The organism is Streptomyces sp. NPDC001508, assembly GCF_040298665.1.
In the GTDB taxonomy this organism is placed as follows: Bacteria; Actinomycetota; Actinomycetes; order Streptomycetales; family Streptomycetaceae; genus Streptomyces.
Genome location: NZ_JBEPAP010000029.1, coordinates 41,758 through 57,062, shown reverse-complemented (window position 1 = coordinate 57,062; position 15,305 = coordinate 41,758). Strand labels below are relative to the sequence as shown.

General features: G+C 73.6%; 12 protein-coding genes. 3 read left to right on the top strand and 9 right to left on the bottom strand.

Annotated features, from left to right (window positions below):
- The first annotated feature begins 13 nt into the window (after positions 1 to 13).
- Positions 14 to 1,045, top strand: coding sequence for a septation protein SepH (sepH, locus tag ABT245_RS24805; protein ID WP_351737064.1), 1,032 nt, complete (start codon positions 14 to 16; stop codon positions 1,043 to 1,045).
- A gap of 102 nt (positions 1,046 to 1,147) precedes the next feature.
- Here sepH and ABT245_RS24800 read toward each other — a convergent pair whose 3' ends face one another.
- The gene (locus ABT245_RS24800) at positions 1,148 to 1,999 is read right to left on the bottom strand and encodes a sulfurtransferase (protein ID WP_351737062.1); all 852 of its coding nucleotides are present in this window, start codon (positions 1,997 to 1,999) and stop codon (positions 1,148 to 1,150) included.
- A 317-nt stretch (positions 2,000 to 2,316) separates the two neighbouring features.
- Here ABT245_RS24800 and ABT245_RS24795 point away from each other — a divergent pair, with 317 nt between their 5' ends.
- The gene (locus tag ABT245_RS24795) at positions 2,317 to 3,117 is read left to right on the top strand and encodes a VOC family protein (RefSeq protein ID WP_351737060.1); all 801 of its coding nucleotides are present in this window, start codon (positions 2,317 to 2,319) and stop codon (positions 3,115 to 3,117) included.
- Between the two features lie 592 nt (positions 3,118 to 3,709).
- On the opposite strand, the gene ABT245_RS24790 is transcribed toward ABT245_RS24795, so the two are convergent.
- The 4 genes from ABT245_RS24790 to ABT245_RS24775 all read right to left on the bottom strand — a co-directional run bounded on the left by ABT245_RS24790 (position 3,710) and on the right by ABT245_RS24775 (position 9,647).
- A complete protein-coding gene (locus ABT245_RS24790; RefSeq protein ID WP_351737058.1) occupies positions 3,710 to 4,360 on the bottom strand; it encodes a thymidine kinase in 651 nt (216 codons plus the stop codon).
- Positions 4,361 to 4,491: 131 nt separating this feature from the next.
- Positions 4,492 to 5,691: an alkaline phosphatase family protein gene (locus tag ABT245_RS24785; protein ID WP_351737056.1), complete on the bottom strand. Its 1,200-nt coding sequence runs from the start codon at positions 5,689 to 5,691 to the stop codon at positions 4,492 to 4,494.
- The gene (locus tag ABT245_RS24780; RefSeq protein ID WP_351737054.1) at positions 5,691 to 6,287 is read right to left on the bottom strand and encodes a DUF5998 family protein; all 597 of its coding nucleotides are present in this window, start codon (positions 6,285 to 6,287) and stop codon (positions 5,691 to 5,693) included. The genes ABT245_RS24785 and ABT245_RS24780 overlap by 1 nt, the downstream gene beginning before the upstream one ends.
- Positions 6,288 to 6,788: 501 nt before the next feature.
- On the bottom strand, positions 6,789 to 9,647 hold the full coding sequence (locus ABT245_RS24775; protein ID WP_351737052.1) for a bifunctional acetate--CoA ligase family protein/GNAT family N-acetyltransferase: 2,859 nt from the start codon (positions 9,645 to 9,647) through the stop codon (positions 6,789 to 6,791).
- 174 nt (positions 9,648 to 9,821) lie between these two features.
- Between ABT245_RS24775 and ABT245_RS24770 the strand changes: the two genes are divergently transcribed.
- Positions 9,822 to 10,103, top strand: a complete 282-nt coding sequence (locus ABT245_RS24770; protein ID WP_351737050.1) for an HPr family phosphocarrier protein — start codon at positions 9,822 to 9,824, stop codon at positions 10,101 to 10,103.
- Positions 10,104 to 10,284: 181 nt separating this feature from the next.
- Here ABT245_RS24770 and ABT245_RS24765 read toward each other — a convergent pair whose 3' ends face one another.
- From ABT245_RS24765 to ABT245_RS24750, 4 genes are all read right to left on the bottom strand, one after another.
- A complete protein-coding gene (locus ABT245_RS24765) occupies positions 10,285 to 10,980 on the bottom strand; it encodes a GntR family transcriptional regulator (protein ID WP_351737048.1) in 696 nt (231 codons plus the stop codon).
- A gap of 187 nt (positions 10,981 to 11,167) precedes the next feature.
- Positions 11,168 to 11,923, bottom strand: coding sequence for a M23 family metallopeptidase (locus tag ABT245_RS24760; protein WP_351737046.1), 756 nt, complete (start codon positions 11,921 to 11,923; stop codon positions 11,168 to 11,170).
- 413 nt (positions 11,924 to 12,336) lie between these two features.
- Complete coding sequence (locus ABT245_RS24755) at positions 12,337 to 13,725, bottom strand: M16 family metallopeptidase (RefSeq protein ID WP_351737044.1); 1,389 nt, start codon at positions 13,723 to 13,725, stop codon at positions 12,337 to 12,339.
- The gene (locus ABT245_RS24750; protein ID WP_351737042.1) at positions 13,722 to 15,137 is read right to left on the bottom strand and encodes a M16 family metallopeptidase; all 1,416 of its coding nucleotides are present in this window, start codon (positions 15,135 to 15,137) and stop codon (positions 13,722 to 13,724) included. Before ABT245_RS24750 ends, ABT245_RS24755 begins: the two co-directional genes overlap by 4 nt.
- Between the last annotated feature and the right edge of the window lie 168 nt (positions 15,138 to 15,305).

Here is a 15,305-nt window from a genome sequence, read left to right as displayed (position 1 = left end):
CCGGGAGGTTCCCATGCCCGAACTGCGTGTCGTGGCCGTCTCCAATGACGGCACACGGCTGGTGCTCAAGGCTGCCGACTCCACGGAGTACACGCTTCCGATCGACGAACGGCTGCGCGCCGCCGTGCGCGGCGACCGTCCGCGCCTCGGCCAGATCGAGATCGAGGTGGAGAGCCATCTCCGCCCCCGCGACATCCAGGCGCGGATACGGGCAGGCGCGACCGCGGAAGAGGTCGCGCAGCTCGCCGGCATCCCCGTCGACCGCGTACGCCGGTTCGAGGGTCCCGTGCTCGCGGAGCGCGCCTTCATGGCGGAGCGGGCCCGCAAGACCCCGGTCCGCCGCCCCGGCGAGAACTCCGGCCCGCTGCTCGGCGAGGCCGTCCAGGAGCGGCTGCTGCTGCGCGGCGCCGAGAAGGACACCGTGCAGTGGGACTCGTGGCGCCGCGACGACGGCACCTGGGAGGTGCTGCTGGTCTACCGGGTGGCGAGCGAGCCGCACTCGGCGAGCTGGACGTACGACCCGCCGCGACGGCTCGTCCAGGCCGTCGACGACGAGGCGCGCTCGCTGATCGGCGAGTCCGACGATCTCGCCGTACCGGAGCCGAGCTTTCCGTTCGTGCCGCGCATCGCCCGCCTGCCGCGCGACCGCCCGCTGGACCGCACCCTCGACCGGGAGCGGCCGAGCCTGCCGGCCCAGACGTCCGAGCCCGTCGAGGAGAGCGCGGGCGAGCGCGACTCGCTGACCAGCCTGCTGGAGGCGGTGCCGAGCTTCCGGGGCGACATGGTGGTGCCGGAGCGCCCCGCGGAGCCCGAGGAGGAGCCCGTCGCCGAACCCGCCGCGGAGGAGCCTCCCGCCCCGGCGGCCTCGGCCGGTTCCGCCTACGCGGACGTCCTCATGCCGCGCTCGGTCGGCAGCCACCGCGACCGTCTCGTCGGGGCCACCGACCGCCAGGCCGAGGCCGACGGCGTCCGCCCGGGCCGCCGGGCGGCGGTCCCCAGCTGGGACGAGATCGTCTTCGGCACGCGCCGCAAGAAGCAGGAGTAACAGGGTCGTACGCCCCATGAGGAGGGGGCCCGGACTTCCGGGCCCTCTCCTTGGGCTGTCGGGCCCCCTCGGGTCCCTGGGCTGTCGGGCTTCTTCAGGTCGTCACTGCGGGTCGGGCCCCACGGCGACCGGACGGGACGGATCCGCGGACCACTCGGACCACGAACCCACGTACAGCGCCGCCGGGATGCCCGCGACCGCGAGGGCCAGCACCTGGTGGGCCGCCGAGACACCGGAGCCGCAGTACACGCCGACCCGCGTCCCGTCCAGGGCGCCGAGGGAGGCGAACCGGGCCTTCAGCTCGTCCGCGGACAGGAACCGCCCGTCCGGGTCCACGTTCTCGTTCGTCGGCGCCGACACAGCACCCGGGATATGGCCGCCGACCGGGTCGATCGGCTCCACGTCACCCCGGTACCGCTCCCCCGCCCGGGCGTCGAACAGCACCCCGGAGCGGGCCAGCGCGGCGGCCCCGGCCGCGTCGAGCAGTCCCGTCTCCCGCGGCACCGGCCGGAAGTCGCCCTCGGCCGGCTCGGGGGTCTCGGCCGACAGCGGGCCCTGCCAGGCGGCAAGTCCGCCGTCCAGGACTCTCACGTCCGGGTGGCCCGTCCAGCGCAGCAGCCACCAGGCGCGGGCCGCCGCCCAGCCCAGGCCGCCGTCGTACACGACGACCGGCCGGCCCGCCGACACGCCGGCCCGGCGCATCGCGGCGCCGAACTCGGCCAGGTCGGGCAGCGGATGCCGGCCGCGCTCCCCGGGCGGCGAAGCCAGTTCCCGGTCGAGGTCGACGAAGACCGCGCCGGGGATGTGCCCGGCCGCGTACTCGGCCCGGCCGTCAAAGGCCGGTGCCCCGCTCGCCGCCGGCACGCTCAGCTGCCAGCGGACGTCGAGCAGTACGGGTGGGGCGTCCGTGGTCAGGTCGTGCGCCAGTCGGGATGCGGTGATGATGGCTTCCATGGCCCCATCCATACGCCAGGGGTGGCCGCGTCGTCCAGGTCCGGCTACTCTGCTCCGCCGGACAGGCTCGGTCACGTGGCGTACGGGACCAGGCACATGCTGTGCGGCGGTGGGGCGCCCCGCGGTCGTCGGGAATCGGGTGGGGCGCGGCGGACCCGGCGAACTCTCGGCGGTGCGCCGCCGGACGGCGCCGTGGCCGCGTGTGTGCCGCCCCTCGGGTGCGAGCGGCGGCACGGAGCGTGCGCGCCGCCGCGGCGCACCGGTTCCGCGGAGCGGAAGCGACACGGCCACCGCGAGGGGCCGGGGAGAGGGTGACGATGACCGAGTCACGGGGATCGGCCGGTCCCAACGGCGGTATGCGCCGGCGCACGCCCGGCACGCCCTGCTGGGTGAGTCTCATGGTGCGCACGCTGGCGGCGACGCAGGAGTTCTACGGGGCGCTGTTCGGCTGGGAGTTCCGGTCCGGTCCGCAGCATCTCGGTCCCTATGTGCGGGCCCTGCTCGACGGGCGGGAGGTGGCCGGGATCGGTCAGCTGCCGCCGGGGCGGCCGCTGCCCGTCGCCTGGACCCCCTACCTCGCCTCGGACGACGCGGACCGCACTGCCGAAACGGTACGGCTGTGCGGCGGCACGGTGGGAGTCGGCCCGCTGGACGCGGCCGACGCCGGGCGGATGGCGATCGCCTCGGACCCGTCGGGGGCCGTGTTCGGGATCTGGCAGGGCGGCGCCCACCTCGGTGCGGCCGTCACCGGGGTGCCCGGCACCCCGGCCTGGAACGAACTCGTCACCTTCGAGACCGCGAGCGTCGTCAAGTTCTACACGACGGTGTTCGGTTACGGGCAGGAGCCGGTCGTCTCCGCCGACTTCGACTACGTCACCCTGCGCCTCGACGGCCGTCCGGTGGCCGGTGTGCACGGCGTTGGGCACGGGCTGCCGCGGGACCGCGGCCCGCACTGGCGGACGTACTTCGAGGTGGCCGACACGGACGCGACACTGCACCGAATCGTCGAACTCGGCGGCCGGGTGCGCGAGCCGGCCCACGACAGCGACCGCGGGCGGGTGGCCGCCGTGGCGGACCCCGAAGGGGCCAGGTTCTGGGTGATCCAGAGCCCCCACTGACCTGCGAACCCCAGGCGCCGCCCGTCCGACGGGGTCAGCCCGCTGATGTGCGACTCGGGTACTCGGCAACGGTGGTCCCGCCGACCGGCCCCAGATGCGGGGTGTGGTCATCTGGCACTCCCGGCGAAGCGCGGCCCGGGCGGCGAGGTGGCCGCATATGACGCCCGGCTCCGGCGGCGTCGAGGCACAGGCACACACCGGGCAGCGGCGTCCGTACGGATTCCAGGCGGGCACCGGTCGAACACGGCCCGGGTGAGGGTCGAACACGGCCCGGGTGAGCGTGACCGCTCCCGTACCGATGTCGGCGCCGGGACGGCTGGGGGTCGCTCCTCGATGGGTCCGACAGGCCCGGTGCACCGGTCGGCTGGGGCGTCGTTCGCCCCGTCCGTATGCCACAGCTCTGGCTGACCGGCGGATGTGACCGGGACGGCGCCCATGACAGTGCCGTCGCCGGCCGACTCCCCTGTGCCCGGCCCACGGCGGCCTGTGTATCGGCATCGCCGCCGACGACACCGCCGAGGGGGGCCGAAGCGACCGAAGAACGTGGGCTGACCCAACGGGTGTGGATCCGGGTGTCCGCCCCGGGTCTTGATCAGGCCGAGGTCACGGGCAGGACATCGGGGGACAGCGCTCCGGCGCGGGTGGTCGCCGCGGTCATGCGGCGGAGGTGATGGCGGCGGCACAGGACCTCGTACCCGATCTCCGTCTCGGCACGGTTCACATCGCCGACGACCACCTGCGCGCCCTCGACCACCATCTCGCCGCCCACCGTGCGCGCGTTGTGCGTCGCCCTGGCTCCGCACCAGCACAGCGCCTCGACCTGGAGCGTCTCGATCCGGTCGGCCAGCTCGATCAGCCGCTGCGAACCCGGGAACAGCTTGGTACGGAAGTCCGTGGTGATCCCGAACGCGAAGACATCGAGCCCGAGATCGTCCACGACCCGCGCCAGTTGATCGATCTGTTCCGGCGCCAGGAACTGTGCCTCGTCCACGATCACGTAATCGGCCTTGCCGCCCCGGGACAACTGGTCGACGAGGTAGGCGTACATGTCCATGCCCTCGGCCGCCTCGACAGCCTCCGTCACCAGCCCCAGCCGCGAGGACAGCTTCCCCTCACCGGCCCGGTCGTCACGCGTGAAGATGACGCCCTTGAGCCCCCGAGCCGAACGATTGTGTCCGATCTGGAGCGCCAAAGTGCTTTTGCCGCAATCCATAGTCCCGGAGAAGAACACCAGCTCGGGCATGGGGAGTCGAGGACCTTTCGAGGAGGGCGGCACAGGACGATGCTGAACGGTGCTGAAGGGTACTGAAGGATGCTGAAGCGTGCTGAACGGTGCGGTGGACGACGGCGTGCGCAAAGGGGGCGGTCGGGGCGTCAGGAGCGTACTTCGAGCAGCGGGACCAACTGCTCGGCAGGGGTCATCGAACCGTGGTTGCCGACCATCGCCGACTCCTTCGGCTCCCGCTCGGAGGCGATGATCAGCACGTCGTCGTGCGCCGCCGCCAGCACATCGCCCAGGCGCGCGTACACCCGGTCGTCGCACGCGCCGGGCGGCCCGAACCAGCCCGCGGCGATCGCCTCGTCCCGCGAGGCCACCCAGAACCGCTCCCCCAGCACCTCGCGCCAGCACGTCAGGACGTCGTCCTCGGCGCCCGGCAGCGCGTAGACGTGCCGCGCGCGCCCCTCGCCGCCCAGCAGAGCGACGCCGGCCCGCAGCTCCCAGTCCTCGTCGAAGTCGATGCGGTGATCTTCGTCGAAGGGCACGTCGATCATGCCGTGGTCGGCGGTGACGTAGAGCGCGCTGCGCGGCGGCAGTTGCTCGGCGAGGCGCTGCGCGAGCCGGTCGACGTACATGAGCTGGCCGCGCCAGGTGTCGGAGGCGACGCCGTAGCGGTGCCCCGCACCGTCCAGTTCGGCGTAGTACGTGTACACCAGGGCCCGGTCGGCGGCGGCCAGTTGCTGGGCCGCGAGGTCCATGCGGTCCTCGCCGCTGAGCCGCCCGTAGAACGTGCCGCCGCTGAGCGCGACCTTGGTCAGCGGGGTGCTCTCGAAGGCCGGGGAGGAGACCTGGGCGGCGTGCACGCCCGCGTCCTGGGCGAGCTGGAAGACAGTGGGGTACGGCTGCCAGTCGGTCGGCGGGGTCCACGGCTGCCAGCGCAGCTGGTTCATCAGCTCGCCGGTGGCCGGATTGCGCACGGTGTAGCCGGGCAGGCCGTGCGCGCCCGGCGGCAGACCGGTGCCGACGGAGGCGAGGGAGGTCGCGGTGGTCGCCGGGTAGCCGCTGGTGATCGGGCGGCCGGTGCCGCCGCGCGAGCTGCCGAGCAGCGAGGTCAGGAAGGGCGCCTCGGCTGGATGGGCGGCCAGCTGCTCCCAGCCGAGTCCGTCGATCAGGAAGACACAGGTGCGGTCGGCGGCGGTCAGTTCCGGGATCGCCGCGGTCATGCCCGGTACGCCCATCCCGGCGGCCAGGGTGGGCAGCAGGTCGGCGAGCGAGCCGCTGCCGTACTGGGGCGGCGGCGCGGTGTCGAGGGCGAGCGGTTCCGGGTGCGGGTCCCAGGCTGCGGTCTGCACCATCAGCGCGTGACGTCCGCGGTCGCCTCGGAGATGGCCTGGGCGAAGGCGAGCGCCTGGCGCACCGTCTCCGGGCCGTCCCCGGCCTCGCTGACGCGCAGGCTGAGGTCGTCCGCCGTCGAACTGCCCGTATAGCCGTGGTCGGCCTCGCAGTTCGGGTCGCCGCAGGCGGCGGGCTCCAGGTCGATGCGGGAGACGGCGCCCCAGCCGATGGTCAGCACGACCTCGCGGGGCGGCGTGCCCGGCGTGTACTGCTCCGGGTTGGCAACGACACGGCTGACCACCACGGACGAGATCCGGCCGAGCTTCACGGACTCCGTGGACGTGGTGGCGTACGGCGTCGGGGAGGTGCTGTCGGCGGCCTGCTCGTCGGTGTGGCTGACGATGAAGCGGGTGCCGGTGAGGACCAGCACGGTCACATGCCGGCGGACCTCGTTCTGGTCGAACGTCGTCTCCTGGTGGACCAGGTACGACCGCATGGGCTCGCCGCCCACGGCGGCCTCCACCGCCTCGGCCACGAGGGCCGGGTAGTAGCCGCTGCGCTCGATCGCCGCACGCAGCCCCTGGGTCGTCGTACTGGTCTTGGCCATGGCGTCCATCCTAGTCCGTGGACCCACAGGCTCCGCCCCGGTCGCCGGCACCGCCCCGACGGCCGACTACGACCACGGAAGGACCGGCCCAGCAAGCCGGCCCCTAACACGGGAAAGCCGGTCCGCCGGGGCGGCTAGGAGCGCGCAAGGACCGAACCGCCAGGGCGGCTCCGGACGCGAGGGCCTAACCGGCGAGGCGGGCCGGGGCGGGCACAGGAGAGCCCAACCGGCAGGGCGGCTCCGAGCGCGAGGGCCGAACCGGCACGGCAGCTCCGGACGCGAGGGCCTGACCGGCGAGGCGTCCCCGACAAGAAACCCGGTCCGCCAGAGCGGCTCCGGACGCGAGGGCCGAACCGGCAGGGCGGGCCGGGCACACGAGGGCCGAACCGGCGCGGCGGCCCGACGAGAAAGCCGGTCCGCCGTGCCGGGGCCGGCACGCGAAGGGCCGAATCGGCGGGCCGGGATCGGGTGGGTCGGGGCGCGGGGTCGGCGTGCGGGTGCGGGGGCGCATCAGTAGGCGGGGAGTGTCCGGGGGCCGAGGTCGTCGCGGGCCGGCGGGGGCGCGAGCCCCACCGTGGCGTCGAGGACGCTCACCCCGTGCGGGGCGACGACCACCGGCTCCAGGGTGACCGCCACCACCTCGGGGTGGTCGTCGACCAGCCGGGAGACGCGCAGCAGCAGCTCCTCGAGCGCGGGCGTGTCGACCGGCGCGGAGCCGCGCCAGCCGAACAGCAGCGGTGCGGTCCGGATGGCGCGTACCAGCGAGGTCGCGTCCCGGTCGGTCACCGGGATCAGCCGGTGCGCCGTGTCGCCGAGCAGCTGCGAGGCGGCCCCGGCCAGTCCGAAGGAGAGCACGGCCCCGGCCGCCGGGTCGATCACGGCCCGTACGACGGTGTCGACGCCCCGGGGTGCCATCGCCTGCACCACCGGGCGCAGTTCGGCGGGCTTCCCGAACAGCTCGGTCAACTCGGTGTAGGCGCGGCGCAGTTGCTCCTCGTCGGCCAGGTCGAGGCGTACCCCGCCCAGGTCGGCGCGGTGCCGCAGATGCGGCGCGGTCGCCTTGAGGACGACCGGGTAGCCGAGGGAGCGGGCGGCCTCGGCGGCGGCGTCGGGGGTGGGGGCGGCGAGCGCGCGGCGCACATGAATGCCGTACCGTCCGAGCAGTTCGCAGGTCTGCTCCTTGCCGAGGGTGAGGCCCTGTCCGAGGGTGAGCAGGCCGTCGATCAGCTCGGCGGCCCCCTTCTCGTCGATGTCCTCGTACTCGGGCACTTTCCCGGGCTCGGCCGCCTCGCGCCGCCACTGCGCGTACTTGACGGCTTCGGCCAGCGCCCGCACGGCGCGTTCGGCCGCGGGGTAGGCGGGAATCAGGCGGGAGCCCTCGCGCGGCCCTTCGGGCGCGGTGCTCTCCCGGTCCCGCGGCGCGGCGGGCGGCTCCTGGTCCGGGGCCGGCGGGGCGGTCCGGGCGTCGTCCGCGGGGGCGTACGGCCCGGACTGCGGTGCCGTGCCGGCCGCCGCCGACAACGCCTCGGCGATCCCGCCGAGTTCGACGTGCACGACGAGCACGGGCTTCGCGGGCGCCGCCGCGGCGGCGGACCGCAGGGCCTCGGCCAGCTCCGCGTCCCCGGGCGGGCCCTCCCCGATCGCCGGGATGGCCGTGACGACGACCGCGTCGCAGGTGTCGTCCGCGAGCGCCCGGGACAGCGCCCGGTGGAAGTCCTGAGCCGTGGCCCCGGTCGTCAGGTCCAGCGGCCGCTCCGGGCGCAGTCCCTCGGCCAGGCACCGGTCGTAGGTGAGCAGCCCCAGCGACTCGGAGTTCCCGAGGATCGCCACCCGGGGTCCGGCGGGCAGCGGCTGGCGCGCGAGGAGGAGTCCCGTGTCGACCAGTTCGGTGATCGTGTCGACCCGGACGACTCCCGCCTGCCGCAGCAGCGCGGAGACGGTCGCGCGCGGCAGCCGGGTGGCCCGGACCGCGTGGCCCTGTGGCGCGGTTCCGGCCCCCTGGACCACGACCAGCGGCTTGGCCGCGGCCGTGCGGCGCGCCAGCCGGGTGAACTTGCGCGGGTTGCCGATGGTCTCCAGGTACATGAGGACGACGTCGGTGTCGGGGTCGTCGTACCAGTACTGCATGAGGTCGTTGCCGGAGACGTCCGCCCGGTTGCCTGACGACACGAAGGTGGACACGCCGGTGACGCCGGTGACGCCTCCGCCGCGCCGGTGCAGCCGGGACAGCAGGGCGATGCCGATGGCCCCGGACTGGGCGAACAGGCCGATCCGTCCGGGGCGCGGCAGCTCGGGCGCGAGCGAGGCGTTGAGCCGCACCTCGGGAGAGGTGTTGATGACTCCGAAGGCGTTCGGCCCGACGAGCCGCATGCCGTACGTGCGCGCGTGCCGGACGAGGGCGCGCTGCCGCTCGCGGCCCTCGGGCCCGCTCTCCGCGTATCCGGCGGAGAGCACCACGAGGCCCTGCACGCCGTGTTCGCCGCAGTCGGTGACCGCCTCGGTGACCTGTTCGGCCGGGACGGCGACGACCGCGAGGTCCACGGGGCCCGCGATGTCGCCGACCGAGCGGTACGCGGGTACGCCGTCGACCTGCTTCAGCTCCTCGGGGAAGGCCGTGTTGACGGCGTACAGGCCGCCGGTGAATCCGGCGTCCCGGATGTTGCCGAGGACGCCGCGGCCGACGCCGCGGGGCGTGCGGCCCACGCCGAGGACCGCGACGGAGCGGGGTGCGAGCAGCCGGCGCACCGACCGTGCCTCGGCGCGCTGCTCCCGCGCGCGCTGCACGGCGAGCGAGCGGTCGGTGGGTTCCAGGTCCAACTCCAGGCGTACGACGCCGTATTCGAAGCTGCGCTTCTGGGTGTAGCCGGCGTCCGTGAACACCTTGATCATCTTGGTGTTGGCGGGCAGCACCTCGGCGGCGAAGCGACGGATGCCGCGCTCGCGGGCGACGGCGGCGATGTGCTCCAGGAGGGCGGAGGCGACGCCGCGCCCCTGGTGCGCGTCCTGCACCAGGAAGGCGACCTCGGCCTCGTCCGCGGGGCCGGGGGCGGGCGTGCCGTCGGCGCCGATGCGGTCGTAGCGCACGGTGGCGATGAACTCGCCGCCTATGGTGGCCGCGAGTCCCACCCGGTCCACGAAGTCGTGGTGCGTGAAGCGGTGAACGTCCTTGGCGGACAGGCGGGGGTACGGCGCGAAGAAGCGGTAGTACTTCGACTCGTTGGAGACCTGCTCGTAGAAGCTGACCAGGCGGTCGGCGTCATCGACGGTGATGGGCCGGATGCGCGCGGTGCCGCCGTCGCGCAGTACCACGTCCGCCTCCCAGTGGGCGGGGTACTCGTGCCGGTCGTGTTGATCCGCCGGGGTGTGCATGGGCCCCAGAGTACGGCTCGCCAATGACAACGCCGCAAGGCAGTCTGTGGGGGACGGAGTCGGGCCGAGGCCGCGGTCCGACGACACGCCGGAGCGGGTGACAGGCCCGCTCCGGGTTCGCTTCACCGTATGGAAAACTGGTCTAGACAACCTGAACCCGAAGGGCAGCAACACATGGCTGAGCGCCGCGTCAACGTCGGCTGGGCCGAGGGCCTCCACGCCCGTCCCGCCTCCATCTTCGTCCGAGCCGCCACGGCCGCAGGCGTCCCGGTGACGATCGCCAAGGCCGGGGGCACCCCGGTCAACGCGGCCTCCATGCTGGCCGTTCTCGGCCTGGGCGCCCAGGGGGGCGAGGAGATCGTCCTCACCTCCGACGCCGAGGGCGCGGACGCCGCCCTGGACCGGCTGGCGAAGCTGGTCGCCGAGGGACTGGAAGAGCTGCCCGAGACCGTCTGAGCCGGTTCCCGAAGCCGCGTCGCCCGGAAAAGGCGACGCGGCTTCCGCGTTTTCACGGCCGGCCGAAGGAATTCATGGCCGACCCACGCCCGACGGCCGGCCATTAAACCGGGGCACGACATAAAGGGGCAGCGAAAGAACCCGTTCTCCCGGATTTCCCTCTCTGTATAGGGCGCCCGTGTTAATTTCGCAGCCCCGGCATGTTTACGGCATGTTGCGAATTCCTCACGCGCTCGGCGCGGCCACCGCCCGGGGCGAACCGCAGCCGGTGCGCGGGCGTCGCGCGCTCGGTGTGCAGGGCCATGACCGCCCGCGCGCGCTCCGCGTCGCCGCGCGCCACCGCGTCCACGACGGCGCCGTGCTCCGCCCAGGACTCGACGGGGCCGGCGGGCGACTCCACCGCGTACATCCAGGCGATCTTGTGCCGGAGCTGGGTGAGCATCGAGGTCAGGGCGTGGCTGCCGGTGGCCTGGGCGAGCGTCACATGGAACCAGCCGCCGAGGGAGCGCAGATCCTCGCTGTCGCCCCTCCTGGCCCGCTCCTGCCCCAGCCTGACCAGGCCGCGCAGCACCTTGAGGTGGGCCTCCGTGCGCCGCTGGGCGGCCCGGGAGGCGCCCAGCGGTTCCAGGAGCAGGCGCATCTCCAGCAGGTCGGCGGCCTCCTGCGCGGTGGGTTCGGCCACGCACGCGCCCGCGTGCCGCCGCGTCACCACGAACCCCTCCGCCTCCAGGGTGCGCAGGGCCTCGCGGACGGGGACGCGCGAGACGCCGTAGCGGCGCGCGAGCAGTTCCTCGGTGAGCCGGCTGCCGCGCCCGTGGACACCAGCGACGATGTCGTCCCGGATCGCCGTGCACACCGAGTGCGCCGGAATACGCATGCCCGACCTCCGCCTTAATCCCCGTGAAACGCCGACGATTGACGTGTGTTCCGTGACTCTATGGCAATGAGCCGGAATTTCCGATGGCGGGCCGAATCCATGGATATTTTTTGGACATCGGGACTTCCGAAACGACGAAAACCCCGGCTCGCGAGCCGGGGCCGCGGCACCCACGCGCCGCCGGCCGTCAGACGTTCACGCCGTGCCGGCGAAGATAGGCGACGGGATCGACGTCGGAGCCGTACTCCGGGGTCGTCCGCGCCTCGAAGTGCAGGTGCGGACCGGTCGTGTTGCCCGTAGAGCCGGACAGCCCGAGCTGCCGCCCCGGAGTGACCCGCTCGCCCACCGAGACACCGACGGACGACAGATGGCCGTACTGGGTGTACATGCCGTCGGCCATCCGGATCACCACCTCGTAGCCGTACGCGCCGCCCCAGCCGGCCGACACGACGGTGCCGGAGCCCACCGCGTGGACGGCGGTGCCGGCGGCGGCGTGGAAATCGATGCCGGTGTGGGTGCCGGAGGACCACAGGGAGCCGCCGGTCCGGTAGCCGGTGGAGACGTAGGAGTGCGCGATCGGCGCGACGAAGGCGTTCAGCCGGCTGCGCTCGGCCTCGCGGGCGGCCCGGACCTCGGCCGCGCGTTCCTTCGCGGCCCGCCGCGCCGCCGCCTCGCGCGCGGCCTGCTCGGCCGCCTTCTCCTCGGCGGCCTGCCGCTGCGCGGCGGCCTGGGCGCCGATCTGCTCGGCGACCAAGTCGCCGATGCCGACGACGGGGGTGAGGCCGGTCTGCTCCGCTGCGGTCCCGGCTGCGTGCGCCGGGCCGGCCGCGAGGGTGCCCATGACGCCGGTGGCGGCGAGGGTCGCGACGCCCGCGGCGCGGGCGGTGGTGCGGTGCGTCCGGCCGGAACGACGATGCTTCCCGGTGGCGCGGGTGAACGCCATGGAGTGACTGGTCCTTTCCTTCCTTCTCGCCTACCGGGTCAGCGGTGGGGGTCCCTCCAGGCCGTTCAGGCCCTGGAAGAAGGCTCGGAGCAGGAAGGTCTCCTACGGGAGGCCGCGTGCCGCGCGGACGCCCGATTCACCTCTGGGACTTGGGTCCCCGGCTCCCCCTGGCTCGCGCCGTACGGGGACTCGGCGATGGCTGTCCGGTGCCGCGGGCGCGGCGCACTGCCCGACGAACAGCCCGGACGACGCTAAAGGGGACAACTTTCCATCCCCAAACCGAACCGGGTGTTTGTAGCGCATCCCACAGGGCAGACAGGCAACCTCCGCCGCAATTCGGGCATCCCGGTTCACGCGCGTGGGGCCCTGACGACCGGTCGTCAGGGCCCCACGCGCGTGTACCGGGCCGCGGACTACTCCGCGGACACCACGTGCACCTCGCCGATGCCGAGCGCCTCGGCCGGCTCCTTGATCTGCGCGGCGTCGCCCACCAGGACCGTCACCAGCCGGTCCACCGGGAACGCGTTCACCACCGCGGCGGTGGCCTCCACGGTGCCCGTGGCGGCCAGCTGCCGGTACAGGGCCGCCTGGTAGTCGTCCGGCAGGTGCTGCTCCACCTGGTCGGCGAGCGTGCTCGCCACGGCCGCCGCCGTCTCGTACTTCAGCGGCGCCACCCCGACGAGGTTCTGCACGGCGACGTCGCGCTCGGCGTCGGTGAGCCCCTCCTCGGCCAGCGTGCGCAGCACCGTCCACAGGTCGGCCAGCGCGGGACCGGTGTTCGGGGTGTCCACGGAGCCGCTGATGGCGAGCAGCGAGGCGCCCGTGCCGTCGGGGGCGGACCTGAGGACCTGGCCGAAGGCACGCACTCCGTAGGTGTAGCCCTTCTCCTCCCGCAGGACGCGGTCCAGCCGGGAGGTGAGGGTGCCGCCGAGGCAGTACGTGCCGAGCACCTGGGCGGGCCAGACCCGGTCGTGCCGGTCGGCGCCGACACGGCCGATGAGCAGCTGCGTCTGGACGGCGCCGGGACGGTCCACGATGACCACCCGCCCGCGGTCGTCGGCGCTCACCGACGGCACCGGCCGCGGCTGGGACGCGGCACCGGTCCACACCCCCAGGGACTCGCCGAGCAGCGCGTCCAGATCGATGCCGGTCAGATCGCCGACGACCACGGCGGTGGCCGTCGCGGGCCGCACATGCCGCTCGTAGAAGGCGCGCACCGCCGCCGCGTCGATCTTGGCGACGGTCTCCTCGGTGCCCTGGCGCGGACGCGACATGCGCGAGGCCGCCGGGAACAGCTCCTTGGAGAGTTCCTTGGCGGCGCGGCGGGACGGATTGGCCAGCTCGTGCGGGATCTCGTCGAGGCGGTTGCGGACCAGCCGCTCCACCTCGCTGTCGGCGAACGCCGGCGCGCGCAGCGCGTCGGACAGCAGCCCGAGACCCTTGGCCAGGCGGGAAACCGGGACCTCCAGGCTCAGCCGGACGCCCGGGTGGTCGGCGTGCGAGTCCAGCGTGGCGCCCGCCCGCTCCAGTTCGGCGGCGAACTCCTCTGCGGAGTGCCGGTCGGTGCCCTCGGAGAAGGCCCGCGCCATGATCGTGGCCACGCCGTCGAGACCGGACGGCTCGGCGTCCAGCGGCGCGGACAGCAGCACCTCGACGGCGACGACCTGCTGGCCGGGCCGGTGGCAGCGCAGGACGGTCAGGCCGTTGTCCAGCGTGCCGCGCTCGGGGGCCGGGAACGCCCACGGCTTCGCCTCGCCCGCGCGGGGCTGCGGGTGGAACTCCATCGCGGCGAGATCGGTCACTTGGCCGCCTCCTCGTTGTTGTCGCCGGTGTCGTCGCCGGCTTCGACGGTGGCTTCGGACTCGGGGTCCTCGGGGACGTCCACGTCCTCGGTCTGCTCCGCGGACTCGGCGGAGAGCGGCTCGTAGACGAGCACCGCGCGGTTGTCCGGACGCAGCCGTTCCTGGGCGACGGCCTTGACCTCCTCGGCGGTCACCTCCAGGACCCGCTGCACGGCGGTGAGGGCGAGCTGCGGGTCACCGAACAGGACGGCGTAGCGGCACAGTTCGTCGGCGCGGCCCGCGACCGTGCCGAGCCGGTCCAGCCACTCGCGCTCCAACTGCGCCTGGGCGCGCTCCATTTCCTCGGACGTGGGGCCCTCCTCGGCGAACCGGGCCAGCTCCTCGTCGATGGCGGCCTCGATGACCGGCACCTCGACATCACCGGAGGTCTTCACGTCCAGCCAGCCCAGGGAGGGCGCGCCGGCCAGCCGCAGCAGGCCGAACCCGGCCGCCACCGCCGTACGGTCCCGCCGCACCAGCCGGTTGTACAGGCGGGAGGACTCGCCGCCGCCGAGGACCGTGAGCGCCAGGTCGGCCGCGTCGCACGCGCGCGTGCCGTCCTGCGGCAGCCGGTAGGCGGCCATCAGGGCGCGGGCCGGAACCTCCTCCACGACGACCTCGCGCAGCTGCTCCCCGATGGTCTGGGGCAGCGAGCCGTCGCGGGGCTCGGGCTTGCCGTCGTGGGACGGGATCGAACCGAAGTACTTCTCGATCCAGGCGAGCGTCTGCCGCGGGTCGATGTCGCCGACCACGGAGAGTACGGCGTTGTTCGGCGCATAGTAGGTGCGGAAGAACGTACGCGCGTCCTCCAGGGTTGCCGCGTCCAGGTCCGCCATCGAACCGATCGGCGTGTGGTGGTACGGGTGGCCCTCGGGGTAGGCGAGGGCGGTCAGCCGCTCGAAGGCGGTGCCGTAGGGCACGTTGTCGTAGCGCTGGCGGCGCTCGTTCTTGACGACGTCCCGCTGGTTCTCCATGGACTCGTCGTCCAGCGCGGCCAGCAGCGAGCCCATGCGGTCGGCCTCCAGCCACAGGGCCAGCTCCAGCTGGTGGGCGGGCATGGTCTCGAAGTAGTTGGTCCGCTCGAAGCTGGTGGTGCCGTTCAGCGACCCTCCGGCGCCCTGCACCAGCTCGAAGTGCCCGTTGCCCTGCACCTGTGCGGAGCCCTGGAACATCAGGTGCTCGAAGAGGTGAGCCAGACCGGTGCGTCCCTTGACTTCGTGGCGGGAGCCGACGTCGTACCAGAGGCAGACCGCCGCGACCGGGGTCAGATGGTCCTCGGAGAGCACCACGCGCAGCCCGTTGGCCAGGCGGTGCTCGGTCGCTGTCAGGCCCCCGGAGCCTGCCTCGGCTGTGGCCGTGTGACCCATGGGCATGTACGTCCCTTCGATCGCGGATGCGGTCGTTGAACCGCGGTTTTCCTGCCAGTCCTGCCACTGTATGCAAGCGTGCGCGCCCTGGGCGAAGTTCCCGCGGGACGTACGCCCACAGCGGATCGCGTAGCCTGCGGGGGTCGTGCCACGGGGCGGCCCCCCGCGGCAGCC